This is a genomic window from bacterium (assembly GCA_023228325.1).
In the GTDB taxonomy this organism is placed as follows: domain Bacteria; phylum Auribacterota; class UBA6266; order UBA6266; family UBA6266; genus UBA6266.
This window is the reverse complement of sequence record JALOBK010000001.1, coordinates 223,153-250,091: the sequence shown is the minus strand read 5'-3', so window position 1 is coordinate 250,091 and position 26,939 is coordinate 223,153. Positions and strand designations below refer to the sequence as shown.

The following is a 26,939-nucleotide window of genomic DNA, read 5'->3' as shown; positions in this document are numbered from 1 at the left end:
TGTTATAATTAACGGTAATTTATGGAAAATATGTTAGCCCCAGATAAAAAAAGATACAGGTTAAGGATCGTCATTCCGGCTTATCCCGCGTTCAATATTTATTCGTCCATAGCGAGAAGGACCACGGCTTTAGGCCCCGTGTCGGTGGCAAGCGCTGTCAATGAGATGGAAGGATGGGATGCCGAGGTCATAGACGAAAACAATCTCAGGCTCTACGGCCCCAGAGGCGAGGATACCGGAGCAGACCACGATTTCCTGCAGAATATAAGGTTTGCCGATGCCGCGGGTTTTTACGGCGGGCTGACGAGCACAATTCCCAGAGTCTATGAATTGGCTGAGTTTTATAAAAAACAGGGTGTGGCGACAATTGCCGGCGGCCAGCATTTTGCGGGAGAAAACATTGTTGAAGCGCTGAACTCTTCCATAGATTATGTTGTTATCGGCGAGGGCGAAGAGACCATCAAAGAACTTCTTCTGGCATTACAGGGAAAGTTGAAATTAAGCGAAGTCAAAGGCATAGCTTATCTGGAAAAAGGTAAGGCGGTTTTTACGCCGGAAAGGGAACCGATAACGGATTTCGACAAATTGCCGGTTCCCGATTTTGCTCTTGTCCGCTACGCTAAAATAACACTTTACCCCGTTGAGAGAATCCGCGGCTGTGGGATGAACTGCGAGTTTTGCACCGTTAAAGGTAAGCCAAGGTATTCTTCCCCCGAGCGGCTTATGGAACAGATAAGTTCCCTTGTCGAAACAAAGAATGCGAGGAATTTTTTTGTTGTCGATGACCTGTTCGGCCAGCAGCGCGATGAAACCATCCGCTTCTGTAATATGCTTGAACAGTATCAGAAAAAAATAAGCAAGAGGCTTGACCTTGCCGTCCAGATACGTCTCGATAAGGCGAAAGACACGGAACTCCTGTCTGCTATGCGCAAAGCGAGTATATCATCCGTGGCGATAGGCTTTGAGTCGCCTATCGAAGAAGAATTAAAGGCGATGAACAAAGCCATAACTCCCGGAGATATGCTGTTGTTGGCGGGAATATACCGCAAGATGGGATTTCTGATACACGGGATGTTTATATTCGGATACCCTATGAAAGAAAACGAGCAGTTCAGGATGTCTTCGGATGAGAGGATAAAGAGATTTAAAAAATTCATTAAAAAAGCCCGGCTTGATACAATCCAGGTTATGATACCTGTTCCTCTCCCGGGAACGGAACTCCGGGCAAGGCTTGAAAAACAGAACAGGATATATCCGCTGAAAGATGTCGGCTGGGAGTTTTATGACGGCAATTTCCCTTTGTTCGAGCCCGACGCCCCGTTGAGCGCGGAAGAGATGCAGAAATCCGTGAAGAAGATAATGGGGGCTTTTTACCAGTTTAAATATATGTTTATGATAGGCCTTCACATAATCTCTTTCCCTTCGGTGATTTTCTTTTTACACAATATCAAGCAGGGATGGAGAAGATGGTACCGCTACTGGAGAAGCCATTTGATAAGGTTCGGAGGCTGGTTTATTTTAAAAGGCTGGGTTGCCGATTTCAAAAAAGGTTCTTTTTCTCAAAAACTTAAATCAGCCAGATCACATTTGCGCTTCAGGCATACAAGCCGCAAGAATTCCTGAAGCCGCCGCTTTCCCGTTTTTTACGTTCAGACCCGGAAAAATATAAAAATAACTTGCAAACAAATTCAGGATTGATTATTAATATATGGGTATTTTTTAAAATTAATATATTAATCTGTTGAGAGAATATTATCAGAAGAAATGATTGAGACTCCCTACTATCTCATTGATGAACGAAAACTGCTTAAAAATCTGAAGATAATAAGGCATATCAGAGACTGTTCCGGCGCGAAATCCGTCCTTGCCCTTAAATGTTTTTCGACGTGGAGCGTCTTTAACCTGATGAAAAAGTATATGGACGGGACCACTTCAAGCTCGCTTTATGAAGCCCGCCTCGGGCGCGAAAAATTCGGGAAGGAAGTCCATGCTTATTCCGTCGGCTATAACGAAAGAGAAATAAAAGAGCTGGCAAAATTTTCCGATAAGATAATTTTTAATTCCGTCTCGCAGTTAAAAAGGTTCCGCCCTTATGTTAAAGGCCTTGATATAGGCATAAGGATAAACCCGAAAATCAGTTATTCCCGTTTCGACCTGGCCGACCCGGCCCGCAGGTATTCGCGCCTTGGCGTGTCGGATAAAAAGTCGCTTTCCGGCGTCCTGTGTTTTCTGAGCGGCGCTATGTTCCATTTCAACTGTGAGAACGATAGTTTTAAGGATTTTTCGGATAATCTTGATTATGTAAGCCGCGCGTACGGCGATGTGCTTAAAAAACTCAAATGGGTGAGCCTTGGAGGGGGATATTATTTTTCGAAGGAAGGGTACCCTCTTGACAGGTTCTGCCGCAAGTTGAAAGAATTTGCGGAACGCTTCGGCGTCCAGGTCTATCTTGAACCCGGCGAAAGCGCTGTTACGCAATCGGCCGAACTGGTTACGAGAGTTGTTGATATTGTGCGTAACGAAATCGATATCGCGATAGTTGACGCGTCAACCGAGGCCCATATGCTTGATCTGCTCATTTACAGGCTTCCGGCCAAGGTGAAAAACTCAGGCGCGGGAAAGCATAAATATATGATAGCCGGGCGCTCGTGCCTTGCCGGTGATGTTTTCGGGACATACAACTTCAAATCAAAACTTAAAATCGGCGGTGTAATAACATTTTCTGATACAGCAGGTTACACAATGGTTAAAAAGAACTGGTTTAACGGGCTTGAGATGCCTTCTATAGTGGTCAGGCGGCTTAACGGCAGAATGGATGTGGTCAGGAAATTTACTTATAAAGATTTTGTGGATGATTTATAATGTGAAGTTCCGCCGCCGGCATTCCGAAGGAATATGACGGGATAGTAAAGGAGATATAAGGGATGAAGAAGAATGTTTTAATTGTGGGAGCGGGCGGAGTGGCGCATGTGGCTGCCCATAAATGCGCTATGAATAACGATGTTCTCGGCGATATCTGTATTGCTTCAAGGACAAAAGAAAAATGCGATAAGATTATCGAGAGCGTAAAAAAGAAAAATCACCTTAAAGATAAGTCAAAAAAACTGTATTCGAAGCAGATAAACGCCCTTGATATTCCCGCGACGGTAAAACTGATAAAAGATACCGGCTCTGAAATCGTTATCAACCTCGCGCAGGCTTATGTGAATATGTCTCTTCTTGAGGCATGCATTCAGGCGGGAGTCGCCTATATGGATACTGCGATACATGAAGATCCCAATAAAGTCTGCGAAGACCCGCCCTGGTACGCTAACTACGAATGGAAACGCAAAGATAAATGCAAGGCGAATAATATCACCGCTATACTCGGGGCCGGATTCGATCCGGGAGTCGTCAACGCTTACTGCGCGCTCGCGGTGAAACATTACTTCGATAAGATTGACACTATTGACATAATGGACGTTAACGCCGGCAGTTACGGGAAATATTTCGCGACAAACTTCGACCCCGAAATCAATTTCCGCGAGTTCAAGAAAGTCTGGACATGGATAGACCGCAAATGGGTTATGGAGAAAGTCCATTCAATAAAGATGATGTATGATTTTCCGGTTGTCGGGGAACAGCCGGTTTACTTAAACGGCCATGACGAGCTGCACTCGCTTTCGAAAAACATTGACGCGAACAGCATACGTTTCTGGATGGGGTTCGGCGACCACTATATAAATGTGTTTACCGTTCTGACTAACCTGGGCCTGACTTCCGAGAAGCCGATTAAAACAGCCGAGGGAGTCGAAGTCGTGCCGCTGAAAGTGCTTAAGGCGATTCTGCCCGACCCGTCGTCTCTCGCGCCCAACTATACGGGCAAGACCTGTATAGGCAATTATGTTAAAGGGGAGAAAGACGGCAAGCGCAGGGAAATATTCATTTATAACACCTGCGACCATGCCGAATGTTACAGGGAAGTGGAATCTCAGGCGATTTCTTACACGGCCGGTGTCCCGCCGGTAGCCGCCGCGATGCTTATAGCGAAAGGCCCGTGGGATGTGAAGACTATGGCAAATGTGGAAGAGCTCGACCCTGACCCGTTCATAGAGATACTGAACAGGATAGGTCTTCCGACAGTTGTTGAAGAACATCCGAAACCTCTTCCTGAAAGCAAGAGAGTCCGGTAATAATAAAAGCGGAATGTCCGCATAATATGACAGTTAAAAATAGAACCCTTCGCGGATATCTTCTGCGGAGGGTTTTTTTATTAATTTTTATCATAGCGACATTACCTTGTCGTTAGAGCATGTTAATATTCTCAAAAAAGGGATATCCTTGAAAAGAAACGCTGTTATAGCCATTCTTGCGGTGTTTTTAATCCTGCCGTGTTTTGGTTCAATTGCCAAAACAAATTTGAAATTAGATAGGCCGAATAAACCTGCGGAAGCTGATTTTGAAGAAGAGAGAACTCCGGAAGATGCCATCAATGCTCTTTTATATCAGTTGGAAGAAGATCCTTATAACAGTGAACTTTATGAGTGTCTGGCATATTGTTTTGATTACGTTGGGGATTATGAAAATCTGCTAAAGGCGACGGAGTTACAGGTAGCGTATTTACCTGATGATTGTGAGGAGAAAGATGTAGTTTACGGCAACCTTGCGAGGACTTATATGCTTAACGACCGTATGGTCGAAGGGAAAATGTGGCTTGACAGGGCGGACGAAGTAAATTCCGATAATTTTTATAACAGATGGCTTTCAGTTCATTACAACATTTTAAAACAGAATTATAAAGAGGCAGCGTGTGAACTCAAAAAGGTTAGCGAACTCCAGAATAATAAGGATGAAATGGATGTTTATTATCAAATCTATTTGTGGGCTTGTGAAGCTGTCCCTGATGAAAACAATGTAATAAAAATATTTCAGGAAGTCATCAAGCTTGAGCCCGATAATGCACGTGGTTATAGAGTGTTAGCAGGAGCTATAAGGAATGCAGACTTATCAAATATAGAGAAAAATCTGGGTTTAATTATGAAATACTATAAAAAATCTCTTGAACTGGATCCGGATTATATATTGACATATGTAAGTATAGCTAACCTCTATATGTACCTTTATGCTAAAAGCAAAGATGAAGTTCAGTATGGAAAGGCCTTAGAGTGGTTCAAAAAAGGATATGAAGTTTCCCCCGGCAATGTGAGGCTTGCTTATGCGGAAGGCATGTTTTATTTTCTTACATATAATAATGATAAGGCAATTGAACGGTTGGAATTTGCTTATGAAAAGGGACTGCAGGACAGCCGCGTAACTGATGGTTTAAGCAAAGCCTATAATACAAAGGCCTATAATTATTATAAATCCGGTGAAAACATTGAGGAAGGTTTGAAATTGATAGAGCTGGCAATAGCTTTGAGTCCTGATAACGGTATTATAATCAGCACAAAAGCTGAATTGCTTTATAAAACAGGGAGATACGAAGAGGCATATCAATGTGTAAAAAAAGCTATAGAGCTTGAACCGGATGAAAAGGAAATACAGAAAGACCTGGCAATGATTGAAGAGGCTTTAAACAAAAAAAGGGGGAAATAATATGTTTGGGGATGATGACGATTTACTGGATGATTTTCTTGAATATGATGTAGGTATGGGTTCGGACAGTATGAAGTGCCCTGATTGCGGGGAAGAGATACCTTCCAGCCTTTTCCTTGACGATGAGGTTGAGTGTCCTTCCTGCGGCAGAAGAATTAAAAGAGGATAACAAAAAACGGGAGTTTATGTGAAAGTGACATTTATTTTTTATTTAATCGCGTTATGCTGTTTGTCATCCGGTCTTTTTGCGGAGATTGAACCGGGATTTATGTATCAGGGTAAGCCCATTCACCCCGGATTGGTTCAGGAGTTCGAAAGCTGGTATTCGGATAGAGGACTGCCCACAACGATTTCCGTGGATATAAGCGCCCCGCATAGTAATGAGTATAATGATTCCGATGTTAAGGTCGAAGACAGCGGCTATGTCGTATGCCAGGATGCTGATAGCCCCGAGTATTTTTATTATAAATGGTGCGGAAAATTGGATAATGGCATCCACGTGCTTATTACAGGCTCGGGCGGCAGCGGCTCCGGGGTTTTCAAGGACGTTTGCTTTGTCCGTTTTGATAAGGATACAGGTTATACCGCTGAAGGGGAAAAATATAACCGCCTGCTTATGACAATTGTCCGCACGTGCCCCCTGGGAGACAGAGACGACGGCGATGTAACGCTCCTTCCCGCAGAGAATAAAGTCATACTCGGCAAGTCGCGCTACAGAGATGAGCCTGTTGTCTTGGAGTTTTAAGTCCTATCTTTTCAATAGCTCTTCTTTAGCTTAAATAAAAATAATTATTCCAGCGACATTACGATGTCGTTTGGGTATGTTACTATTCTCCCAAAAACGGAGGGTAGTATGTACTTAAGAAACAATGGTTACTTCATTCCCAGGACAGAAAAAGAGAATAAGCTTTGCCGGGTTTGCAACGCCGTGTGTATTGTCAGGAGAAATGTTTACGGCCCGGTAAGCTTTATCTCTGCTGTGGCTAAGAAGAAATCAGGCTGATTAGTAATATATCTGTGTCTATGTGATTTGATTTAATGCGCAAAGCAAAAGGGAATTAAACGCGTGAAACAGAAGGGAAATAATTACGCATTTATTGACAGCCAGAATTTAAATCTTTCTATTCGGAGACAGAATTGGAGACTTGATTTTAAACGATTTAGAAAATACATGGAGGATAAATATAACATCACAAAAGCATTTATATTCATAGGATATGTTGTTACGAATGAGAGCATTTATGCCAGATTGCAGAACTATGGGTATATTTTAATATTTAAGCCGACATTGATTCTTCCGGATGGAAAACCCAAAGGTAATATAGATGCGGAACTAGTGCTTCATTCTATGATAGAATATCCTAATTATGATAAAGCGGTTATAATTTCAGGAGATGGAGATTTCTACTGTTTGATAGAATATCTTAAGAGCCGGGATAAACTGTTGAAACTTGTTATTCCAAATAGATATAGTTTCTCATCCTTGCTGAGGAGGTTTGCTCCGTATATGCTGTTTATGAATGGGCTAAGAAATAAATTGGGTTGTCAGGGATAAAAAAAGAGGCATTACCGCGGGACGGAACCCTTTGGATAGCCTCTTATCGTAATTCAATAGAAATATATCATATGTGAAAATGTTGTCAAGAGCTAAAATCGTAAAAGCTGAAAAATCAAATGAGAAAAATTAAGTTTCTTATATATCTGTTCCTGGTTTTTTCATGTGTATCTGCTTACGCCCTGCCTCGCAATATTTCCATAGAGGTGGAGTTTAAAGAGTCCGGCGGGGGCGTACAGTATTCCAAGAATAAGATTGTGGTGCGCAACCAGACAAGTTCGAAATATTCAAAGCAGTTTGTAGTGGTATCGGACGGGCTGACGGCTACCATCAGGGTGGGCGAGGATGTCCCGTTCGCGACTTATTACATAGATTATTTTTACCGGTACGGGTATATAGTGTCTAAAGACATAACATTTAAAAAGGTCGGCACAAGCCTGAAAGTCACGCCTAAAATAAAAGGGAATTATATAGAGATAGAACTTGTGCCCGAGATAAGCGCCGTTATAGATAGAAAGAAACAAATCATAGATGTAAAAAGCCTTTCCACGACCGTGATAGCGGTTGACGGACAGAGCATTTCCATAGGCGGGCTTATTCAGGATAAGGATTTTTCCGGGACGTTTTTCAAGTCGAGCAAATCCTCGAGCCTTGATATAATACTGACGCCGAGGATAATGAAATAAAGGATAGTTATGGGCGAAGAAGCGCTTCTGGTCAGCAATTTAAAGAAAGTTTACGGCGATACGCTTGCGGTAAATGATATTTCGTTTAAAGTGGACTGCAACGAGATTGTCGGCCTGCTCGGGCCGAACGGCGCGGGGAAGACTACGACGATAAATATGATACTCGGAGTGCTCGAGCCCACAAGCGGTTCCATAACCATAGACGGTATAGATATCAATTCCAATCGCACGGAAGCCCTGAAACGCGCTAATTTTGCCGCCGTGTACGCCCCTTTGCCCGGCAATATGACCGTTCATCAGAACCTGCGTATTTTCGGTATGTTATACGGCGTGAAAGATGTCGACCGGCAGGTTGAGATGCTTATAGAACGTTTTGACCTTAAAAAGTTCCGCGACACCAAATGCGGCGTGCTTTCTTCGGGAGAGCAAACCCGTGTCAGCCTGGCAAAAGCTATGATAAACAGCCCGGACCTGCTTCTGCTGGATGAACCCACGGCGTCTCTTGACCCTTCGATTGCCCGTGATATCCGTTCGAACATCTGCGAATTTGTCGCTGGCAGGGGATGCGGGGTGTTGTGGACGTCCCATAATATGTATGAAGTCGAAGTCGTCTGCGACCGTGTGTTTTTCCTTTCGCGCGGAAAAATCCTTTTGAAGGGCGATCCCAAAACATTGCCCCGCGAGCACGGCGAGGATACCTTGGAGAACCTTTTTATCAAAGTCGCCCGCGAGCCGCTTTCCCTGGAGGGGATGTAATTTATGAATTTTCAACGTGTAGGCGCAATAGTCTTAAGGCAGTTTTACCTGATACGCAGCAGCACTACGCGTGTTTTCCCCCTGTTTATCTGGGTGGCGGTGGATATTATCCTCTGGGGGTTTCTGACCCGGTACCTTAATTCTGTGTCGAATGCGGGTTTCAATTTTGTTCCGGCATTGCTGGGCGCGGTCCTGCTGTGGGATTTTTTCATACGTATTATGCAGGGCGTTACGATGGCTTTTTTCGAAGACGTCTGGTCGCGTAACTTTATCAATATTTTTTCCACGCCTATCTCTATATATGAATACGTAACGGGGCTTGTTACATCGAGCATAGCGACAAGCACCGTGGGTATTATAGTGATGTTTTTCCTGGCAATCGTTATTTTCGGGCTTTCATTTTTCAGTTACGGGATAGTGATTATACCGATACTGCTGATACTTTTTATGTTCGGGATAGCGTTGGGTGTTGCCGCCAGCGCTCTTGTACTGCGTATGGGGCCTGCGGCGGAGTGGTTTATATGGCCGATACCGGCGATAGTCTCGCCGTTTGTAGGTGTTTTGTATCCCATTTCTATTTTGCCCGGATGGATGCAGCTTGTATCAAAAATCCTGCCGCCGTCTTATGTTTTTGAGGCAATGAGGGCGGTTGTTGAAGGCGGACAGGTTTCGTGGATGTCATTGCTGCTCAGTGTTATCCTCGCTGTGGTGTATATTTTGGCGGCATGCCTGTTCTTTACCCATACTTATAAACACGCGGTGCGCACAGGCCTCATCGCGCGCTACAGCGCCGAGAGTTTGGGCTGAAGAACAGGGGAATAAGTCTTCTTCTATCCTCTTGACAAAGTTATCACTATATGATAACTTTATATCAAAAGGCGGGTTTAGTTATGCAGTACAGGATAAAGGAAGCGTGTCATTCCAGGGGATATAAGGTTGCGGAGTTATGTAAGAAACTGGGTTTTTATAAGAGTAATATATCTCTTATTGATTCAGGTAAAAGGAGTCTGTCAATTAGTAAGCTTGAAAGAGTAGTCAAGTTTTTGGGGTGTTCTTTTAACGATGTTATATCAACTTCAAAAACTTATCGGGAACCCTATGATAACCCGGAGATGAATCGCAAAATCGCTCTTATACAGAATGCTCCATACCAGAAGGAAGACAAAGCCTGGGTCTTTAATGTCTTTTTTGCAAGGCGGGAATTTTTTGATAAGGTTAAAAAAGGCAGGATGAAATGAATGCATATTTTGAAACTTTAAAAAACCTTAATAAGGAAGGTGTCAGGTATGTTGTAGTCGGACTGTTCGGAATAAATTTTTATTCCAAATCCGCGGAAAATTCTTTTGCGACTAACGACCTTGATATTTTTATTGAACCTGTTGTAGAGAATGTAAAGAAATGCTGCCGGTGTTTAAAAAGGATAGATATGAATTTATCCGTTAAAGAAGATGAAAACAATATGAAAGAATATGCCGACAAAGATTTGCGCGATATTATAAGAAATAAAAAGGTTATTGTGGCAAGTGACCCGTATGGAATTGTTATTGAGATACTTCTTCAGATAAGCGGTTTAAGTTTTTCGGAGATAAATAACAACGCTGAAATTTTTAATGTAGAAAATATTCCTGTAAAAACCGGAAGTTTGAGAGATCTGCTCCTGTCGAAAAAGATTGCAGGCAGAGAAAAAGACAAGCTTTTTTTAAAAAGATATGAATCTGAGCTTAAATAAAAAACAGGATAAAAACGTTGCCGGCAATCATAAAACAACCGAGTTTGTCCGATAAACTCTCGATTCTTTCTCGCGACTCGCAGTATGACCTCGCATGCGCGTGCGGGACAAACGACTATGAACACAGGGTCCGCTCTAAAGACGACAGGTGGATTTATCCCGTAACGACTATGGCAGGGCGGACGACTTATCTTTTTAAAATCCTTCTCTCCAATGAATGCGTTAACGACTGCAGATATTGTCCTTTGAGAGCGGGGATGGACCCCCGGCGCTGCCGCCTGAAACCCGAAGAGCTGGTAAGTGTCTTTTTTGATTATTACCGCGAGAGAAAAGTGAGCGGCCTTTTTTTAAGCAGCGGCGTTATAGGCACACCCGACAGGACGATGGATATGCTTATTGGAACGGCGCGTATGCTCCGGACAAAAAATTTCAGGGGATATATCCATCTTAAAATACTGCCCGGCGCGTCCGATGAAGCGATTCGCCAGGCGCTGGCGCTTGCAAATGCTGTTTCGCTTAACATAGAAACCGCCGGCGAAAAAAATTTCAAAGAGCTTTCAAAAGCGAAAAATTATATAAAAGATATTATCCGCCCCATCAAACTTATAAGCAGCCTGACTCAGAAAGGTTCGCGCTACAGCCATGTAAAACAGACCACACAGTTTGTGGTCGGCGCGGCGGGTGAGAGCGACAGGGATATTGTATCCTATTCGTGGGGACTTTACAGGCGGCTCAATTTCCACCGCGTATATTTCAGCGCCTACCAGAGAGGGCTCGGCGAACCTTCGTTATCGGGCGAAAATTCCGCCTTATCCAACGCCGAGATGCTGACAAGAGAGCACCGCCTTTATCAGGCGGATTGGCTGATGAGAAAATACGGATTTAAATCCGGTGAAATTCCGTTCGATTCAAAAGGCAATCTTCCCCTTGCGAATGACCCGAAAGAAGCCTGGGCGTTGAGTAATATGGATAAGTTTCCCGTTAACGTCAACAAAGCCGACAAATACGAACTTCTCCGCGTGCCCGGCCTGGGGGAAATTACCGTCAACCGCATACTTTCTCTTCGCGCGAACAAACACCGCATCAGTCATATGGGAGATATAGGAAAAGTGAATAAACTTCTGCAAAAAGCATCGAATTATGTGAGTTTTTAGGAACTTTAGAACGATAAAAACAGGATTATTTTTCCTTCCTGTGATAAAATATCCGGGTAACCTTCTAAGCATGGTATGTATTTTTTTATGCCTTTATTTGTTTAAAAAAGTTTAAATCCACACATTATATAAAGGAGGCAACTATGGTTGACAGAAAGATTTTATTGGAGGAAAAAGATATTCCCCGGCAGTGGTACAACATTATAGGAGATTTCGCTAATAAACCTAAACCTCCCGTAGGTCCGGATGGTAAACCATTAACTCCGGATATGCTTGCTCCCGTGTTCCCAATGAATCTGATAGAGCAGGAAGCCAGCGAAAAGCGCTGGATAGATATTCCGGAAGAAATACTTGAAATTCTTTACAGGTGGAGGCCCAGTCCGTTAAGAAGAGCTGTTTATCTTGAAAAACATCTGGATACTCCCGCGCGCATTTATTACAAAGATGAAAGTGTCAGCCCTCCGGGAAGCCATAAACCGAATACGGCTGTTGCCCAGGCGTGGTATAACAAACAGTTCGGCATTAAAAAACTTACCACTGAAACAGGCGCCGGACAGTGGGGAAGCGCGCTTTCTTTTGCCTGTAAGATCGTCGGCCTCGGATGTAAAGTTTATATGGTCAGAATAAGTTTTGACCAGAAGCCCATGCGTAAGACTATGATGCGGGTGTGGGGCGGCAAATGTGTATCCAGCCCGAGCAATGAAACAGAATTCGGAAGAAAGATTTTAAAAGAAATGCCCGATACGCCCGGAAGCCTGGGGATAGCTATCAGCGAAGCGATAGAAGAAGCTGTGAAGGATAAAACAGGGGAAACAAGATATTCTCTGGGAAGCGTGCTTAACTTTGTTATGCTGCACCAGACGATCATCGGGCTGGAAGCAAAAAAGCAACTGGAGAAAGTGGGCGAAAAACTGCCCGATATAGTTATAGGATGCGCCGGCGGCGGAAGTAATTTTGCCGGTCTGGCATTTCCTTTTGTTTATGAAAAGATCAACGGCAAGGATATTACAGTGATTCCCACCGAACCGACGGCATGCCCGACCCTGACAAAAGGGCCTTTTGCTTACGACCACGGCGACACCGCGTGCATGACGCCGTTACTTGCAATGTATACGCTGGGACACAATTTTGTGCCTCCGCCGATTCACGCGGGCGGCTTAAGGTACCACGGCATGGCGCCTCTTGTGAGCCATGCGGTAAAAGAAGGGTTGCTTGAGCCGAGAGCGTTTGACCAGATTAAGTGTTACGAATCCGCTATTACGTGGGCTAAAACCGAGGGTATAATATGCGCTCCCGAAACCAGTCACGCGGTGGCCTGCGTTATTGATGAAGCGAAGAAAGCCAAAGAAGAGGGAAAAGAAAAAGTTATACTAATGAATTTCAGCGGTCACGGTTTAATGGATCTGGCCGGTTATAAAAAATTTTTAGACGGGGAACTGACTGAATACCACCTTCCCGATTCGGAAATCCAAAAATCGCTGGAATCGTTGAGAGGTTTGCCTAAAGTAGACGGATAGAAGGGAATTAAAATGAAAAAGCTTTTAACCTGGCAGGTTTTGTTAGGGCTTGCGCTGATAGTTTTATCCGCGCTTGTTTATTACGCCCATTTTTTGATTTTCAGGGATGCTCACCATATCTTTTTATATCTTATCGGGGATATAGGGTTTGTTTTCATTGAAGTTTTGCTTGTAACCATGGTCTTGCACCAGTTACTGCACCACAGGGAAAAGAAAGCGATGCTTAATAAACTGAATATGGTTATAGGAGCTTTCTTCAGCGAAGTCGGAACGGAACTGCTTAAAGCTTTTTCCGCTTTTGATACGGAAGCTTTTAAGATTACACAGAAACTGGTGGTAACAAATGACTGGTCTGAAAAGGAATTCTTGAAGATGTGCAGACATGTTAAACAGCACAGTTATAATATTGACAGTAAAAAAGGCGACTTAGAGCATGTTAAGAAATTTTTAAAGGATAAAAGGCAGTTTCTGCTGAATCTTCTGGAAAACCCCAACCTGCTGGAACATGACGCATTCACAAATCTTCTCTGGGCAGTGTTTCATTTAACGGAAGAACTTATTCACAGGAAAACCCTGCATGGATTACCCGGGCGCGATTACGAACATCTGGAGGGAGATATAAAAAGGGTTTATCATCTTTTAATAGCGGAATGGCTGGATTACATGCGGCATTTAAAATCCAATTATCCTTACCTTTTCTCTCTCGCGATGAGGACAAACCCTTTTGATGAAAATGCGTCAGTTGAAGTTCAGTAAAAATATTTCTGGTTTTTTAACAGGGGAAAACAGATGACAATCGCAGAATACCTGATTAAGGCAATCCGGGAAACGGGAACAAAACACGTGTTCGGCATTCAGGGCGACTATGTCCTGAATTTTTACAGCCAGCTCTGCAAAAGCCCTCTTAAAGTCATTAATACATGTGATGAACAGGGAGCGGGATTTGCGGCCGATGCTTATGCGAGGATAACAGGTTTCGGAGTAGTTTGCGTGACATACGGTCCCGGCGGCCTAAAACTTGCGAACAGCACGGCGCAGGCTTTTGCCGAACTCTCGCCGGTCCTTGTAGTGAGCGGCGCGCCCGGCCTCTCCGAGCGCAAGGGCAACCCTTTGCTTCATCATAAGGTGCGTTCTTTTAAGACACAGCTTAATGTTTTCCGTGAAATGACTTCAGACCAGGCGGTTTTGGATAACCCGAAGACAGCAGCTTCCGATATTAACCGTGTTATTGACGCTATTCACAGGACAAAACGCCCGGGGTATATCGAACTGCCCCGTGATATGGTGGATGTTGAAATAAAAAAACCGCCCAAACCCGCCAAAAGACATCTGCAGGCAAAAAAAGTTGCTGTTAAGAGCCCTTTGAAGAAGGTTATGGATTTTATAAATTCCGCTAAAAAGCCGCTTGTCATAGCCGGTGTTGAAATCCATCGTTTCGGGATACAGAAATTGTTTTTGAAATTCCTGGAACATTCAGGTTTCCCTTTTGTGACGGGGGTGCTCGCAAAATCCGTGGTTTCGGAGAACCACCCACAGTTTGTCGGTGTGTATACCGGGGCGATGACTCCCGATGATGTGCGCGAGGAAGTGGAGAGCGCCGACTGCGTTATTTCTGTAGGCCCGCTGATTACGGATTTATCGACTGGGATTTTTACGGCCCATATTAAACCTGAACAATCAATACTGTTAATGCCGGATAAGCTTATAGACAGAGAAGTTTCGTGTCCCGGTATTGATATGGAATCTTTCCTTAAAGCGATTGTTGACGCGCTGCCCGAGCCTGAAGTGTCTGCCGAACAGATAAACAGGCACACTCTTCCTCCGTTTACTCCGGTAAAAAATAAAGATATGACTATGAAACGGCTTATTGAGTGCATAGATACATATTTGCGGGATGATACAACGGTGATTGCCGAGCCCGGAGACCCGTTGTTTGCGGGTTTGGATCTCAGGGTGCACGCTATGAACGAATTTGTTTCCTGCGCCTATTACGCTTCTTTGGGTTTTTCTGTTCCCGCCGCGGTAGGAATTCAGTTTGCCGCTCCCGATAGGCGTCCACTTGTGCTTGTGGGGGACGGGTCTTTTCAGATGACGGGTATGGAACTTTCAGTCGCGGCCCGTTACGGTTTGAGCCCTATTGTGATTATTTTAAATAACGGCGGCTACGGGACATTCCGCGCTATGCTGGACGGTTGCTTCAATGATGTACAGCCGTGGCAATATGCCGGTATAGTTGATATTATAGGCGCAGGGAAAGGGTTCACCGTTTCAAAAGAAGAAGAATTTGTAAGCGCTCTTAAGGCGGCTTTTAAGAATAAAACATCTCCGACAGTTATCGATGTGAAAATAAATAAAAACGACCGTTCTTCAAGGCTTAAGATACTGAACGAAAACCTGAAAAAGCGTATAAAGTAACTAGGTTAAGGTTGAGGATAAGGATAAGGTTAAGGATGAGGAAGACAGAATATAGACGATAGGTTTTTTACGTTTCCACGTTCTTTATTTTTTTTGTTTAGGATTTCGGATTTAGTGCTTAGAATTTCCTTTAAATAGGTGTCTGTCCCTATTTAATTGCGTCCCACATCCTTCGTCTCTGCGTATTTATTTAAAGGAGAAAAAATATGACGATATTATTGTTCACTGTATTTATCGCTTTGGGAATATCATTTTTGTGTTCGGTTATGGAAGCGTGTCTTTTGAGCGTGTCGCTTGCTGACATAGGCCGCTTATCCGAGAAAAAACCGGTGGCGGCGAATATATGGAAACACTTCAAGGATAATATAGAAAAGCCGATAACGGTTATACTTATTATCAATACTCTCGCTCATACGATAGGAGCGGCGCTTTCCGGCGCTAAATTCGAAGAGCTTTTCGGGCCGAAATGGATTATAGCGTTTTCGGTCATTTTCTCGCTGGTAATGATACAGTGGACGGAGATACTTCCCAAGACGCTTGGAGTAAGGTATAACAGGAAAGTGGCGGGAATTACCGCCCTGCCGCTGAAATATCTTATACGCGTATTTACCCCTTTTGTCAACGCTGTCCAGTTTCTGAACAAGCCGTTTGAGGGTAAAAAAAGAGGGAAGGCGGAAACGGCCGCGGCTGAAGAAATATCTGTCCTTGCCCGTTTCGCGGAGCTCAACAATCTTATAAACAGGGACCAGCAAAGGATTCTTTCCCATACGGTGAATCTGGCTAACATAAAAGTCAGCGATGTTATGGTTACTAAAGAGGAAATAAAGGTCCTTTCAACCAAAATGTCATTGAGCGAAGCTTTAATCGAAGCCCATATACACCATCATACGCGTTTTCCTCTGATTAACGGGAACAATGAAGACGATGTGATAGGGTATGTGAATTTTAAAGATATTGTCAGCGCCCTGCAGACAAATCCCAAGGACCCGTCGCTTAAGGGAATATGCAGGCCTATACTTGAGACAGAGAGTGACGAGCCGATTCCGTCTGTGCTCGGCAAGCTTAAAAAAAGCTATCAGCATATAGCCGTGGTTCGCGACAGGTCCGGTAAAATATCCGGTATTATAACACTTGAAGACATAGTTGAGGCCGTAATGGGTGATAATATAGAAGATGAATACGATATTATGCCCGATTATATTTATAAGATAGCCGACGACAGGTATGTTGCCGGCGGCGGGGTGGATTTAAAAAAACTCGGAAATGTAATATGCAGGAGCGTGCCCGGGGACGAGAAAAATCTTAACCAGTGGCTCATCGGGCTTTTCGGCAGAGTGCCTCGGGCGGAGGAGAGAATAAACTACGGCAACTGTACTTTTATAACGAGAAAAATACGCCGGTCCAACATCTACGAAGTCATAGTTCAGACATTTAAATAGGGACAGACACCTATTTAATTTGACTTGAATATGCTATTTTCTTAAAATATCTCCATGCCAAGAATAGCCAGAGTAGTAGCCTTAGACCATCCTCACCACGTAACACAGCGTGGCAACTATCAGCAGAATATATTTACCGATGACCATGACAGAAGAAAATATCTTTCCATGCTGGCGGAAGAAAGTGAACGGTACGGCTTAAAAATCCTTTCCTACTGTTTGATGACAAACCATGTCCATTTCATAGTTGTCCCTGAACGTGAAGATTCTATGGGCAACGTTTTCAAATATCTGAATATGAAATATTCCCGGCATTATAATTCCAGGATGGGGCAGGGCGGACACCTGTTCCAGAGCCGGTTCCATTCGTGTGTTATGGACGAAGTTTACACAATAGTGTGTTCCCGTTACATAGAGAGGAATCCTGTGCGGGCAAAGATTGTTAAGGATGCGTGCGGTTGGGAGTGGTCAAGCGCCCGGGCGCATTGCGGTTTGGAACTTAATGACTCTCTGAACGTTAATCAGTTGTTTCAATATATCGGACTGGATCATAAGATGTGGCAGGATTTTCTTTCCCATCCTGATAAATCAAAAGATGTTTTGCAGATAAAAGAACAGACGCGCAGGGGTAGGCCGCTGGCAGGTGTGGATTTTGTCAAGATGCTTGAAGTCAAGCTTAACAGGCCCCTGACGGTGAAGCCGCGCGGACGGCGAAAGGAAAACCGGGAGAACGTAAATGCTTGATTTATTCTTGCGTCCTACGTCCTTCGTCTTACATTTGCGCGTCCTTCATCCCTCGTCCTTCGTTCCAAAGGCGTCCCACGTCTCACGTCTTTCGTTTTTTTGCTTAGTATTCCCGCCCGAGGCGGGCAAGTATTTCGGATTTAGGGTTTAGAGTTTAGGATTTAGAAAAAAGCGGTGTCAGTCCCTATTTAAATAGGTGTCTGTCCCTAATTAAATAAAATGTTTTTGTTTCGCCTGCCGGTAGGCAGGGATTTTGAAATTAGGATTTTAATATTATTTAGAATTTTGGATTTAGTGCTTAGGATTCCCGCCAGAGGCGGGCAAGTGTTTAGGATTTTGGATTTAGGGTTTGTATAAAATGGGGGACTGACTCCTTTCTCGTAGAAAAGGTGTCTGTACCCATTTTAGGTAAGGATTTCTTAAATTTTTATGCTTAAGGTTTTAAAAATTTATACTAAATATATGGCAGTCTGGGTTGGGATTTGCGGGCTCATTGCTTATTTCTATCCGGCGCCGTTTGTGGCGATGAAAGGGGGAATGGACCTTTTCTTTGCGCTAACTATGTTTGGGATAGGGTGTGTTCTTAACATAGAAGATTTCAAAAAAATAGCGAAACAACCTTGGATAGTGGCCATCGGCTCCGTTATGCAGTTTACCCTTATGCCCTTGGGGGCGTTTGCCGTTGCGAAACTCTTAAACCTTCCGCCCGAGATAGCCCTGGGGCTTATTCTTACGGGCGCGGCTCCCGGCGCTATGGCAAGCAATGTGATGAGCTATGTCGCCAAGGCCGATGTTGCCTATTCCGTGAGCCTGACAACAGTTTCAACGCTTCTCACGCCTATAATGACGCCGCTTCTGACATATTTTCTTGCCAACTCGATACTGAGAGTGGATTTTCTTGCGATGTTCTGGAGTATTATGAAGATGGTTATCCTTCCTCTTTTACTGGGGTTATTTATAAAATATAAATTTACTAAGGCAATAGAGAAAATAGAGCCGGTATTCCCGGCGATATCCGTCACGTTTATAATATTTATCTGCTCCCTTGTGATTGCCTTAAATAAAGAATTCCTCGCGATGCTGACAATGATGGTAATTTTTGCGGTTGTGATTTTAAATGTCTGGGGAATGTCTTCCGGCTACGGACTTGCAAAACTTTTTAAAATGAACATACCACGCCGCCGGACGCTCGCGATAGAAATAGGGATGCAAAACGCCGGCCTCGGCACAGTGCTGGCATTGAAACATTTCAACGAACGCGTTGCAATCCCCGCCGCCTGCTTTGTCTTCACCTGCATCTTCACCGCTGCGATTATGGCTGAGTTTTGGGGGAGAGGGGATAGGAAAGCGATATCTGAAAAATAGGCTAAAAAGCTTTTTATCCCGTTAAAAATGAAACGCAGGCAGTTTCTGATATTTCTACCGGGATTTTAGCTCTAATGGGGGAAAGGGACGTGCTTAGATCTAATTAAATACTAATTAGTACTAAAAAGTGCTAAATTAGTATTTTGCTTGGTGCTTGTTCCTATTGAATGTCTTGAAAATTGCTTGACTTTTGTCGCAAAAAGTATATATTATTTGCGACAAGATAGATGGAGTAAATATGTCACAATATATTTATAATAAGATAGTTAGTAGGATATATGGCAAGAAGAGGGGTTGGGTTTTTACAAAAAGCAATTTTCTTGATTTAGGCCATCCCAAAACGGTAGATAAAACTTTGGAGCGCTTAGCAAATTCAGGTAATATTCGTCGTTTGGCGCGTGGTCTCTATGACTATCCTGAGAAACATCCAACATTGGGTAATCTTCCGCCTAATTATAATCGTATTGCGCAAGCATTAGAGGGACGAGATAATTTGAAAATTCAACCTTCCGGCGCGTATGCCGCGAACCTCTTAGGTTTAACAGAGCAGGTTCCGGCAAAGATCGTTTTCCTGACTGACGGCCCCAATCGAAAAGTACAAGTAGGTAAACGGACAATTATTTTAAAAAGAACAACTCCCAAAAATATGGCAACGGCAAATCGTATTAGCGGCTTGGTTATTCAGGCTCTGCGTTATTTAAAGCAGGGAAACATAGATTCAGCCGTCATTATGAAACTTAAAAGACACTTGTCCGATAAAGATAAAAGCACTCTTATGAATGACGTACGCTATGCGCCGGCATGGATAGGAAATATCTTCAGACAAATACAAGAATGAGGGGTATGGATAAATTTATACAGCTAAGTGATAAAGATAAACGGGCTTATTTCGAGGTAGCTGCGGCCGATTTGAATGTAATGCCGCAGTTGATTGAAAAGGATTTCTGGGTATGCTGGATACTTAAAATCCTTTTTTCATTACCTGGTACAGGAAACCATTTGACTTTTAAAGGGGGAACATCTCTTTCAAAATGCTATAACGTTATTAAGCGGTTTTCTGAGGATGTTGATGTTTCCATTGAAAGGACTTTTTTGTCAGATAAAGTATCCATAGAGCCGAATAAAAACGAAAGCAATAAAGAGAACCAGCGAAGGCTTGAAAGGTTGCAATTAGCTTGCCAGGCAAAGATTAGCGACACCATTATTCCCGAGTTGAAAGAAAAAATAGGATCTGTCCTTCCTGATAAAAAAGAATGGAAGATTGAGCTTGATCCTAATGACGCATTAAAGCAAACGGTTTTGTTTGTCTTCCCGCACGCCTTGACAAATAGTATGGAAAGCTACGTAAAATCCGCTGTTAAAATCGAGTTCGGTTCGAGAGCTGATCACTGGCCGGTCGAGAATATGACCGTTACCCCATACGTTGCTGATGTTTCAGGTGACGTTAGTATTGAGGGCGCCCCGGTACGTGTATTAGCTGCGGAACGAACTTTTTGGGAGAAAGCGACAATTTTACATATGATTCATAATTACCCGGAAGCTAAAAATGTGCCGCCTAAAATGTCACGGCATTATTATGATTTATTCGTTATGGTGAATACACCGATATACAAGAAGTCTTTAGGGAAAATAGCGTTACTGAAAGATGTATCCGAACATAAGTCGTTATTCTTTAAAGCTAACTGGGCACATTATGAAGAAGCCAAGCCCGGCGGGCTGAAGCTATTGCCTCGGGAAGACCAGGTAAGTCAGTTAAAAACAGATTATAAGCAAATGCAGGAAATGTTTTTTGAGGAGCCGCCGTCATTTGATAGCATTTTGGAGAAACTAAGAATAGTGGAAGATGAGATTAACAAGACTTAGCTCTAACGGGGGAAACAAGTGAAGAAGTGCAAAAAATGTAAGGTGCCATTGGAAGGGTTGTTATACCGTCTTATTGCCTCAAAGCTTTTTGGTGTGAAACCATCAACAAAGGATCCGGAGTTGTGCAATAAGTGTGAGGGGAAAAACTAATAAAATATTTTATTCCAGCGACATAATGTTGTCGTGGAATAATGATAAAATAACAAAAATATGTTTGTTTAGAAAAATATATAGATATGCTTGTTAAAATTGGAAAGAAGAAATGACCACAAAAGGAAAACATTAGGATGTGCAAATAATGAAAAATAAACAAAAAAAAGAACTTGCATTTCTTAAAAAGATTGGGTATATTACGATTAACATACCCGCCACGCCTCTTAGTCTTTGGGCTAATGCGCATTTTGGGCGGGTTTTTTCTTTTATATGGGGGTGTTATGGAAAAATATAATAAACCCCCGCTTCCCTGCGATAAACAAATCGATTTGCTTATCAGTCGTGGTCTCATAGTTTCTGATCACGAAAAAGCCGAACAATTTTTAAGCCAAGTTAATTATTACCGCTTAAGTGCTTATTGCCTGCCTTTTGAAATTAAGCGCCATGAATTCCATCCTGACGTAACGTTTGAAAAAATACAAAAATTATATGAATTTGATAGACGGCTCCGGTTTTTGATCGATGAAGCGCTTGAGGTTGTAGAGATATCCGTGCGTACCGCTATTTCATATTATCTTGCGAATAAATATGGTGCGTTTGTTCACGAAGACGATAAAAAGTTTTTTAATAAGAAAAAACATACGGAATGGCTTGTAAAAATTCATGAAGAAACTAACAGGTCAAAAGAAACATTTGTTGAACACTACAAAAATAAATACGAAGGTTTTCCTCGAATACCCATTTGGATGGCAGTTGAAGTTATGTCTTTCGGTGCATTGTCTCAACTTTATCACAACTTGCTTCGCCCCGATCAGATAGCCATATCAAAAAGCATAGGGTATCATTCTTCCGTGCTTTCTTCATGGCTACACACTTTCACTTATACCCGCAATATTTGTGCTCATCATAGCAGGATCTGGAACAGACAATTATCAATTGCCATGGAAGTCCCTAAAAAAGGCGACTGGAGTGCGGTAAATGCAAAACGTATAGGATCGGTTATTTTCGCGATAAATAATCTCATGAGCAAATTGCCTATTGGGAAAGATATTAGATCAGATTGGCAAGCTGAGTTAAATGAGCTGTTAAATAACCCTATTGAGATACCCAAGTTTTATGAGGTGATGGGGTTTTTAGGCGATTGGAAAGATTCACCATTGTGGAAGGCAGAAAATGAAAGGGATTAAATCATGGCCGGAGGATGACAGGCCGAGAGAGAAACTCCTCAAGAAGGGTGCGGGGGCTTTGAGTAATTCGGAGCTTCTGGCCATTCTTCTTCGCACCGGCACGCAGGGCACCAGCGCCATTGACCTCGCCCGTAAAATCTTAAAGAAATTCAGCACATTCCGCAATATGGCTCACACCGACGCCCGGGACTGGAAAGAGTTCAAGGGCTTAGGCGGGGCCAAGATCGCCCATATTCAAGCCGCGCTTGAAATCGGGCGGCGCTATCGACAGGACGATGTGTCCACCGGGAAGCAGAAGATCGCCTCTGCCAAGGATGTCGTGGATATCGTCATGCCTCAGCTTCGCGATCTTAAGACAGAGGTGTTTAAGGTTGTCTATCTTGACAGCAACAACCGCATTATCGATATTTTAGACGCTTCGGTCGGCACCGTTGATCAGGCGTTTCCGATTGTTCGTGAAATCATCCACTCCGCATTGCAGAAATTCGCCAAGTCGATTGTTTGCGTTCATAACCATCCCAGCGCAAATATAACGCCAAGCACGCAGGACAAGAAATTCACTAAAGAATTGAGCGATGCGGGGAAATTGATGCAAATCAAGATCCTTGATCATGTCATTGTCGGAGATAACCAATATTACAGTTTCGCAGACGAAGGGTTAGTGGAGTAATTATGCCAAATCAAAATCCTGAACAAATAGCGCGCGACAAAATCGATGCCATGCTGGTTCAATCCGGGTGGAAGGTTCAAGACCGTAAGGCATTGAATTTCAACGTCGGTCTCGGCATTGCTGTTCGGGAATATCCCACTGATATCGGGCCGGTTGATTATGTCCTTTTTGTAGAGCGCAAGCCGGTCGGCGTCATAGAGGCCAAGCGTGAGGAAGAAGGACACCGTTTGACTGTCCATGAGGCACAGGCAGAGGCGTATGCGCTGGCACAGCTTAAGTATGTCAACAATGAGCCGCTTAAATATGTTTACGAAAGCACAGGCGAGATAACCCGCTTTACCGACTTTAATGATCCCAAGCCTCGCGCGCGCCAAACCTTTTCTTTTCAAAGGCCGGAAACATTTAAAGAGTGGATGTCCATTGCGCAGAATCTTAGGGCAAGGTTGCATGATATTCCCGTCCTTGATGAAAAAGGATTAAGAGATTGCCAGATTAACGCCATTAAGAATCTTGAGAAATCGTTCAAAGAAAACTATCCCCGGGCGCTTATTCAAATGGCCACCGGAAGCGGCAAAACATATACAGCCATTACTTTTATTTACCGCTTGCTTAAATTCGCCAAAGCCAAGAGAGTGCTTTTCCTTGTTGATACGAGAAATCTCGGGAAACAGGCCGAGCAGGAGCTGATGGCCTATACACCAGCAGATGATAACCGTAAATTCACCGAGCTTTATAATGTCCAGCGGCTCAAGTCGAGCTATGTTTCAAAAGACGCGCAAGTCTGTATCAGCACGATTCAGAGGCTTTATTCTATCCTCAAAGGTGAAGAGCTCGATGAAGCGGCGGAGGAGACCAATCCGAACGAAGTGTGGCAACCTAAAGCACCTATGCCTGTGGTTTACAACGAGAAGATTCCTCTCGAGTTTTTTGATTTCATTGTCATTGATGAATGCCACCGGTCAATTTATAACCTTTGGCAACAGGTGCTTGATTATTTTGACGCATTCCTGATCGGGCTGACGGCCACCCCCGATAAGCGGACATTCGGATTTTTCAAAGAAAATATCGTCAGTGAATATTCACATGAGCAGGCGGTCGCGGATCTTGTTAATGTGCCTTATGACGTCTTTACTATCGAGACAGAAATCACAAAACAGGGGTCGCAAATTTCCGCCAAGGAATATGTCGATGTGCGGGAGCGTTTAACGCGTAAGAAACGCTGGGAACAACTGGATGAAGAAGTCAAATATGGCGGTCAGCAATTAGATCGGGATGTTGTTAACCCCAGTCAGATTCGTAATGTCATTAAAGCTTTCAAGAATAAACTTCCGGAAATATTCCCCGGTCGCAAGGAAGTGCCCAAGACTTTAATCTTTGCCAAAACAGACAGCCATGCCGATGACATCATCGAGATTGTGCGTGAGGAATTTGCTGAAGGAAATGATTTCTGCAAGAAGATCACTTATAAAGCAGAGGAGGACGGGGACACTTTACTTGCGCAGTTTAGAAACTCATACAATCCGCGCATTGCCGTGACAGTCGATATGATCGCCACCGGCACAGACGTGAAGCCCTTGGAGTGTCTGCTTTTTATGCGCGATGTGCGCTCGGCCAATTATTTTGAACAGATGAAAGGCCGCGGCACAAGGACTCTGGGTCTCGATGATTTAAAGAAAGTCACACCATCGGCGAAATACGAAAAAGACCACTTTGTCATTGTCGATGCTGTCGGGGTTGCAAAGTCAGTTAAAACCGACAGCCGTCCGCTGGAACGCAAAAGCTCTGTGCCACTTAAAGACTTGTTGAATGCCGTCTTGATGGGGGCGAAGGATGAGGATACTTTTCTGTCTTTGGCAAATCGTTTGACGCGCATGGATCGGCAAATTAAGGATAAAGAACGCCAGAAGATCAAGGAATTGTCCGGAGGTATGCCGCTGGGAGCAATTGTAACCGGCCTTCTGGACGCGCACAATCCTGACCTGATAGAGGAAAAGGCAAAGCAACTGTTTCCGGATGCAGACGTTCCTCAAGACGAGAAACTGAAACGTGCGCAGGAAGATTTGGCAAAGCAGGCAAGCCATGTCTTTAACGGGCCTTTAAACGAGTATATTGAAACAGTTCGCAGGGCACTTGAACAGATCATTGATACGGTCAACATTGACCGGGTGACTTTCGCAGGATGGGACAAGCAGGCGGTTGAGCAGGCTGAGGCAATAGTCAAAGACTTCAAGGAGTTTATTGAAGCCAATAAAGATGAGATCAAGGCTCTTTCTATTTTTTACAACCAGCCGTACCGCAGGCGTGAAATTACCTATCGCATGATCAAGGAGGTCATAGACATACTCCGCGAAAAGAAACCAGCTCTTGCACCCCTTAGGGTATGGGAAGCTTATGCTCATTTTGAAAAAAGTAACGCGGGTAGCCCAAAGAGTGAGTTGACCGCGCTTGTCGGACTTATCCGGCGAATTGTCGGGATAGATAAAGGATTGACGGATTATGACACGATCGCGCGCAGGAATTTTCGCGACTGGGTTGTGCGCGCGCAGTCCGGGCATAAACATTTCAATCAGGAGCAGATGGAGTGGCTTTATATGATTCGTGATCACATAGCAACGTCATTTCATATCGAGTACGATGATTTTGACCTTGCGCCTTTTGGCGAGCGCGGCGGGCTGGGTAAATTCCATGAACTGTTTGGTGATGGCACCGAAAGGCTGATCAATGAATTGAACGAAGTGCTGGTGGCATAACAATGGCTGAATTTAAAATCCCAAATGAATGGTTAAAAGTAAATATATCCGATATCGCGGATGTCGACCTTGGTAAAACTCCGAAGAAGTCAGATTATTTAAGCATAGGCGATTATAAGGTCGTTAAGTTTCGTGACGTCGATTATACCGGCATTGACTGGACAACAGATAAAGACGGCTTTGTTGGTGAAAGATCAGTCGTTGGTCTACGCGAATTAAAGCTTCATGATGTTTTGATTACGGCATCAGCTCATTCATCAGAGCATATTGGAAGAAAGATTTGTTTCGTCAATAAACTGCCTAGAAATTATCGAAAAATCTTCTTTTGTGGAGAGCTGTTAGGAATAAGCCCAAAAACAGGATATCTAAGCGCAAAGTATTGTTTTTATTATTTCTTGTCCCATGCAGGCTATAAAGAAATTCAGTCGCACGTTAAAGGGGTTCATTTGACTTCTGGTCAGGCGAGGAATATGTCGTTCCCCTTTACGCCTCAGCCAGAACAAGATCGCATTATTGAGATTGTCGAAGAATTATTTTCTGATCTCGACAACGCCATCGAAAATCTTAAAAAAGCACAAGAGCAGTTGAAGGTCTATCGTCAGGCGGTTTTGAAGCATGCGTTTGAAGGAAGGCTTGTAGATGATGCAGGAAACTGGCATGAATACGAAGTCGGAGACATTATAGAAAATTCCCTTATTGGCCTTGTACGCTCGTTAAAAGAGCAAAACGATAAGGGTCTTGGTATTCCGTATGTAAAAATGGATTGTATTGATTTGGACGGTAAGGTAGATATGGCAAAAGCAGTTTTTGTGCAAGCTGAAGAAGATAAAATTAAAAAGTATGCCTTACAAAAAGGAGATGTGCTTCTCAATACAAGGAATAGTTACGAGCTCGTTGGTAAAACGGGAATTGTTAAGGACGATTCTGTTTTACGTATTTTTAATAACAATATATTGAGGATGCGCTTTAAGGAAAATATTGATCCATATTTTGTCTGTTATCAGCTAATAAGCCCAACTATCAAAAGCAAGATGGTAAGAGGGAAGAAGGCAACAACAAATGTTTGCGCACTTTACCAAAAAGATCTTTTTCCCATTACTATTCGTATTCCTTCTTTAAAAATCCAGAAACTAATTGTTCAAGAAATCGATAATCGCTTATCGGTTTGTGACAATATGAATATTTGCATTGAAGAAGAACTATTGAAGGCAGAATCCCTTCGTCAAAGCATTCTCAAGCAGGCTTTTGAGGGAAAACTTACCGAACAGTGGCGTAAGAAACATAAAGATTTGATATCCGGCGAGAATTCGGCCGAGTCATTACTCAAAAAAATTAAAGCCGAAAAAGAGGCTTTGCAGGATAAGCCGAAAGGAAAAAAATAG

Annotated in this window: 26 protein-coding genes; all 26 read left to right on the top strand. The window is 43.4% G+C overall.

Going from position 1 to position 26,939, the window contains the following annotated elements; genetic code table 11:
• Positions 1-21: 21 nt before the first annotated feature.
• The 26 genes from M0R36_01210 (at position 22) to M0R36_01085 (ending at position 26,939) form a co-directional block, all read left to right on the top strand.
• Entirely contained in the window at positions 22-1,623 is a 1,602-nt protein-coding gene (locus M0R36_01210; GenBank protein MCK9554428.1) for a B12-binding domain-containing radical SAM protein, read from the top strand.
• A 141-nt stretch (positions 1,624-1,764) separates the two neighbouring features.
• Positions 1,765-2,862 carry a carboxynorspermidine decarboxylase gene (gene nspC / locus M0R36_01205; protein MCK9554427.1) on the top strand — a complete coding sequence of 366 codons (1,098 nt, stop codon included), beginning with the start codon at positions 1,765-1,767 and terminating at the stop codon, positions 2,860-2,862.
• A gap of 62 nt (positions 2,863-2,924) precedes the next feature.
• Positions 2,925-4,172 carry a saccharopine dehydrogenase family protein gene (locus M0R36_01200; GenBank protein ID MCK9554426.1) on the top strand — a complete coding sequence of 416 codons (1,248 nt, stop codon included), beginning with the start codon at positions 2,925-2,927 and terminating at the stop codon, positions 4,170-4,172.
• Between the two features lie 148 nt (positions 4,173-4,320).
• Positions 4,321-5,574 carry a tetratricopeptide repeat protein gene (locus M0R36_01195; protein ID MCK9554425.1) on the top strand — a complete coding sequence of 418 codons (1,254 nt, stop codon included), beginning with the start codon at positions 4,321-4,323 and terminating at the stop codon, positions 5,572-5,574.
• Between the two features lies 1 nt (position 5,575).
• Entirely contained in the window at positions 5,576-5,743 is a 168-nt protein-coding gene (locus M0R36_01190) for a hypothetical protein (protein ID MCK9554424.1), read from the top strand.
• Between the two features lie 18 nt (positions 5,744-5,761).
• Positions 5,762-6,319: a hypothetical protein gene (locus tag M0R36_01185; protein MCK9554423.1), complete on the top strand. Its 558-nt coding sequence runs from the start codon at positions 5,762-5,764 to the stop codon at positions 6,317-6,319.
• 108 nt (positions 6,320-6,427) lie between these two features.
• Entirely contained in the window at positions 6,428-6,577 is a 150-nt protein-coding gene (locus M0R36_01180) for a hypothetical protein (protein MCK9554422.1), read from the top strand.
• A 63-nt stretch (positions 6,578-6,640) separates the two neighbouring features.
• Positions 6,641-7,129 (top strand): NYN domain-containing protein, encoded by a 489-nt coding sequence (locus M0R36_01175; GenBank protein ID MCK9554421.1) that lies wholly within the window; start codon positions 6,641-6,643, stop codon positions 7,127-7,129.
• 119 nt (positions 7,130-7,248) lie between these two features.
• Positions 7,249-7,815, top strand: coding sequence for a type II and III secretion system protein (locus M0R36_01170; GenBank protein MCK9554420.1), 567 nt, complete (start codon positions 7,249-7,251; stop codon positions 7,813-7,815).
• A gap of 9 nt (positions 7,816-7,824) precedes the next feature.
• Positions 7,825-8,571, top strand: a complete 747-nt coding sequence (locus M0R36_01165; GenBank protein MCK9554419.1) for an ABC transporter ATP-binding protein — start codon at positions 7,825-7,827, stop codon at positions 8,569-8,571.
• 3 nt (positions 8,572-8,574) lie between these two features.
• Positions 8,575-9,378 carry an ABC transporter permease gene (locus tag M0R36_01160; protein ID MCK9554418.1) on the top strand — a complete coding sequence of 268 codons (804 nt, stop codon included), beginning with the start codon at positions 8,575-8,577 and terminating at the stop codon, positions 9,376-9,378.
• 83 nt (positions 9,379-9,461) lie between these two features.
• A complete protein-coding gene (locus M0R36_01155) occupies positions 9,462-9,809 on the top strand; it encodes a helix-turn-helix domain-containing protein (GenBank protein ID MCK9554417.1) in 348 nt (115 codons plus the stop codon).
• Complete coding sequence (locus tag M0R36_01150) at positions 9,806-10,300, top strand: hypothetical protein (GenBank protein MCK9554416.1); 495 nt, start codon at positions 9,806-9,808, stop codon at positions 10,298-10,300. The genes M0R36_01155 and M0R36_01150 overlap by 4 nt, the downstream gene beginning before the upstream one ends.
• 17 nt (positions 10,301-10,317) lie before the next feature.
• Positions 10,318-11,454, top strand: coding sequence for a helix-hairpin-helix domain-containing protein (locus M0R36_01145; protein MCK9554415.1), 1,137 nt, complete (start codon positions 10,318-10,320; stop codon positions 11,452-11,454).
• 143 nt (positions 11,455-11,597) lie between these two features.
• On the top strand, positions 11,598-12,971 hold the full coding sequence (locus M0R36_01140; GenBank protein MCK9554414.1) for a TrpB-like pyridoxal phosphate-dependent enzyme: 1,374 nt from the start codon (positions 11,598-11,600) through the stop codon (positions 12,969-12,971).
• Positions 12,972-12,983: 12 nt separating this feature from the next.
• A complete protein-coding gene (locus M0R36_01135; protein ID MCK9554413.1) occupies positions 12,984-13,727 on the top strand; it encodes a hypothetical protein in 744 nt (247 codons plus the stop codon).
• A 33-nt stretch (positions 13,728-13,760) separates the two neighbouring features.
• Entirely contained in the window at positions 13,761-15,386 is a 1,626-nt protein-coding gene (locus M0R36_01130) for a thiamine pyrophosphate-binding protein (protein ID MCK9554412.1), read from the top strand.
• Between the two features lie 206 nt (positions 15,387-15,592).
• A complete protein-coding gene (locus M0R36_01125; protein MCK9554411.1) occupies positions 15,593-16,825 on the top strand; it encodes a hemolysin family protein in 1,233 nt (410 codons plus the stop codon).
• A gap of 54 nt (positions 16,826-16,879) precedes the next feature.
• Positions 16,880-17,569 (top strand): transposase, encoded by a 690-nt coding sequence (locus M0R36_01120; protein ID MCK9554410.1) that lies wholly within the window; start codon positions 16,880-16,882, stop codon positions 17,567-17,569.
• Between the two features lie 462 nt (positions 17,570-18,031).
• Positions 18,032-18,934 carry a bile acid:sodium symporter family protein gene (locus M0R36_01115; protein MCK9554409.1) on the top strand — a complete coding sequence of 301 codons (903 nt, stop codon included), beginning with the start codon at positions 18,032-18,034 and terminating at the stop codon, positions 18,932-18,934.
• Between the two features lie 190 nt (positions 18,935-19,124).
• On the top strand, positions 19,125-19,772 hold the full coding sequence (locus tag M0R36_01110; protein MCK9554408.1) for a DUF6088 family protein: 648 nt from the start codon (positions 19,125-19,127) through the stop codon (positions 19,770-19,772).
• 5 nt (positions 19,773-19,777) lie between these two features.
• Complete coding sequence (locus M0R36_01105) at positions 19,778-20,797, top strand: nucleotidyl transferase AbiEii/AbiGii toxin family protein (protein MCK9554407.1); 1,020 nt, start codon at positions 19,778-19,780, stop codon at positions 20,795-20,797.
• Between the two features lie 434 nt (positions 20,798-21,231).
• Entirely contained in the window at positions 21,232-22,137 is a 906-nt protein-coding gene (locus tag M0R36_01100) for an Abi family protein (protein MCK9554406.1), read from the top strand.
• Complete coding sequence (radC, locus tag M0R36_01095; GenBank protein ID MCK9554405.1) at positions 22,124-22,807, top strand: DNA repair protein RadC; 684 nt, start codon at positions 22,124-22,126, stop codon at positions 22,805-22,807. Before M0R36_01100 ends, radC begins: the two co-directional genes overlap by 14 nt.
• A 2-nt stretch (positions 22,808-22,809) precedes the next feature.
• Complete coding sequence (locus M0R36_01090; protein ID MCK9554404.1) at positions 22,810-25,557, top strand: DEAD/DEAH box helicase family protein; 2,748 nt, start codon at positions 22,810-22,812, stop codon at positions 25,555-25,557.
• 2 nt (positions 25,558-25,559) lie between these two features.
• Positions 25,560-26,939: a restriction endonuclease subunit S gene (locus tag M0R36_01085; GenBank protein MCK9554403.1), complete on the top strand. Its 1,380-nt coding sequence runs from the start codon at positions 25,560-25,562 to the stop codon at positions 26,937-26,939.

Coding starts and splice junctions, on each gene's coding strand:
- M0R36_01210 (MCK9554428.1), top strand. CDS start 22: ATGGAAAATATGTTAGCCCCAGATAAAAAAAGATACAGGTTAAGGATC.
- nspC (MCK9554427.1), top strand. CDS start 1,765: ATGATTGAGACTCCCTACTATCTCATTGATGAACGAAAACTGCTTAAA.
- M0R36_01200 (MCK9554426.1), top strand. CDS start 2,925: ATGAAGAAGAATGTTTTAATTGTGGGAGCGGGCGGAGTGGCGCATGTG.
- M0R36_01190 (MCK9554424.1), top strand. CDS start 5,576: ATGTTTGGGGATGATGACGATTTACTGGATGATTTTCTTGAATATGAT.
- M0R36_01180 (MCK9554422.1), top strand. CDS start 6,428: ATGTACTTAAGAAACAATGGTTACTTCATTCCCAGGACAGAAAAAGAG.
- M0R36_01170 (MCK9554420.1), top strand. CDS start 7,249: ATGAGAAAAATTAAGTTTCTTATATATCTGTTCCTGGTTTTTTCATGT.
- M0R36_01165 (MCK9554419.1), top strand. CDS start 7,825: ATGGGCGAAGAAGCGCTTCTGGTCAGCAATTTAAAGAAAGTTTACGGC.
- M0R36_01160 (MCK9554418.1), top strand. CDS start 8,575: ATGAATTTTCAACGTGTAGGCGCAATAGTCTTAAGGCAGTTTTACCTG.
- M0R36_01155 (MCK9554417.1), top strand. CDS start 9,462: ATGCAGTACAGGATAAAGGAAGCGTGTCATTCCAGGGGATATAAGGTT.
- M0R36_01150 (MCK9554416.1), top strand. CDS start 9,806: ATGAATGCATATTTTGAAACTTTAAAAAACCTTAATAAGGAAGGTGTC.
- M0R36_01140 (MCK9554414.1), top strand. CDS start 11,598: ATGGTTGACAGAAAGATTTTATTGGAGGAAAAAGATATTCCCCGGCAG.
- M0R36_01135 (MCK9554413.1), top strand. CDS start 12,984: ATGAAAAAGCTTTTAACCTGGCAGGTTTTGTTAGGGCTTGCGCTGATA.
- M0R36_01130 (MCK9554412.1), top strand. CDS start 13,761: ATGACAATCGCAGAATACCTGATTAAGGCAATCCGGGAAACGGGAACA.
- M0R36_01125 (MCK9554411.1), top strand. CDS start 15,593: ATGACGATATTATTGTTCACTGTATTTATCGCTTTGGGAATATCATTT.
- M0R36_01120 (MCK9554410.1), top strand. CDS start 16,880: ATGCCAAGAATAGCCAGAGTAGTAGCCTTAGACCATCCTCACCACGTA.
- M0R36_01115 (MCK9554409.1), top strand. CDS start 18,032: ATGGCAGTCTGGGTTGGGATTTGCGGGCTCATTGCTTATTTCTATCCG.
- M0R36_01105 (MCK9554407.1), top strand. CDS start 19,778: ATGGATAAATTTATACAGCTAAGTGATAAAGATAAACGGGCTTATTTC.
- M0R36_01100 (MCK9554406.1), top strand. CDS start 21,232: ATGGAAAAATATAATAAACCCCCGCTTCCCTGCGATAAACAAATCGAT.
- radC (MCK9554405.1), top strand. CDS start 22,124: ATGAAAGGGATTAAATCATGGCCGGAGGATGACAGGCCGAGAGAGAAA.
- M0R36_01090 (MCK9554404.1), top strand. CDS start 22,810: ATGCCAAATCAAAATCCTGAACAAATAGCGCGCGACAAAATCGATGCC.
- M0R36_01085 (MCK9554403.1), top strand. CDS start 25,560: ATGGCTGAATTTAAAATCCCAAATGAATGGTTAAAAGTAAATATATCC.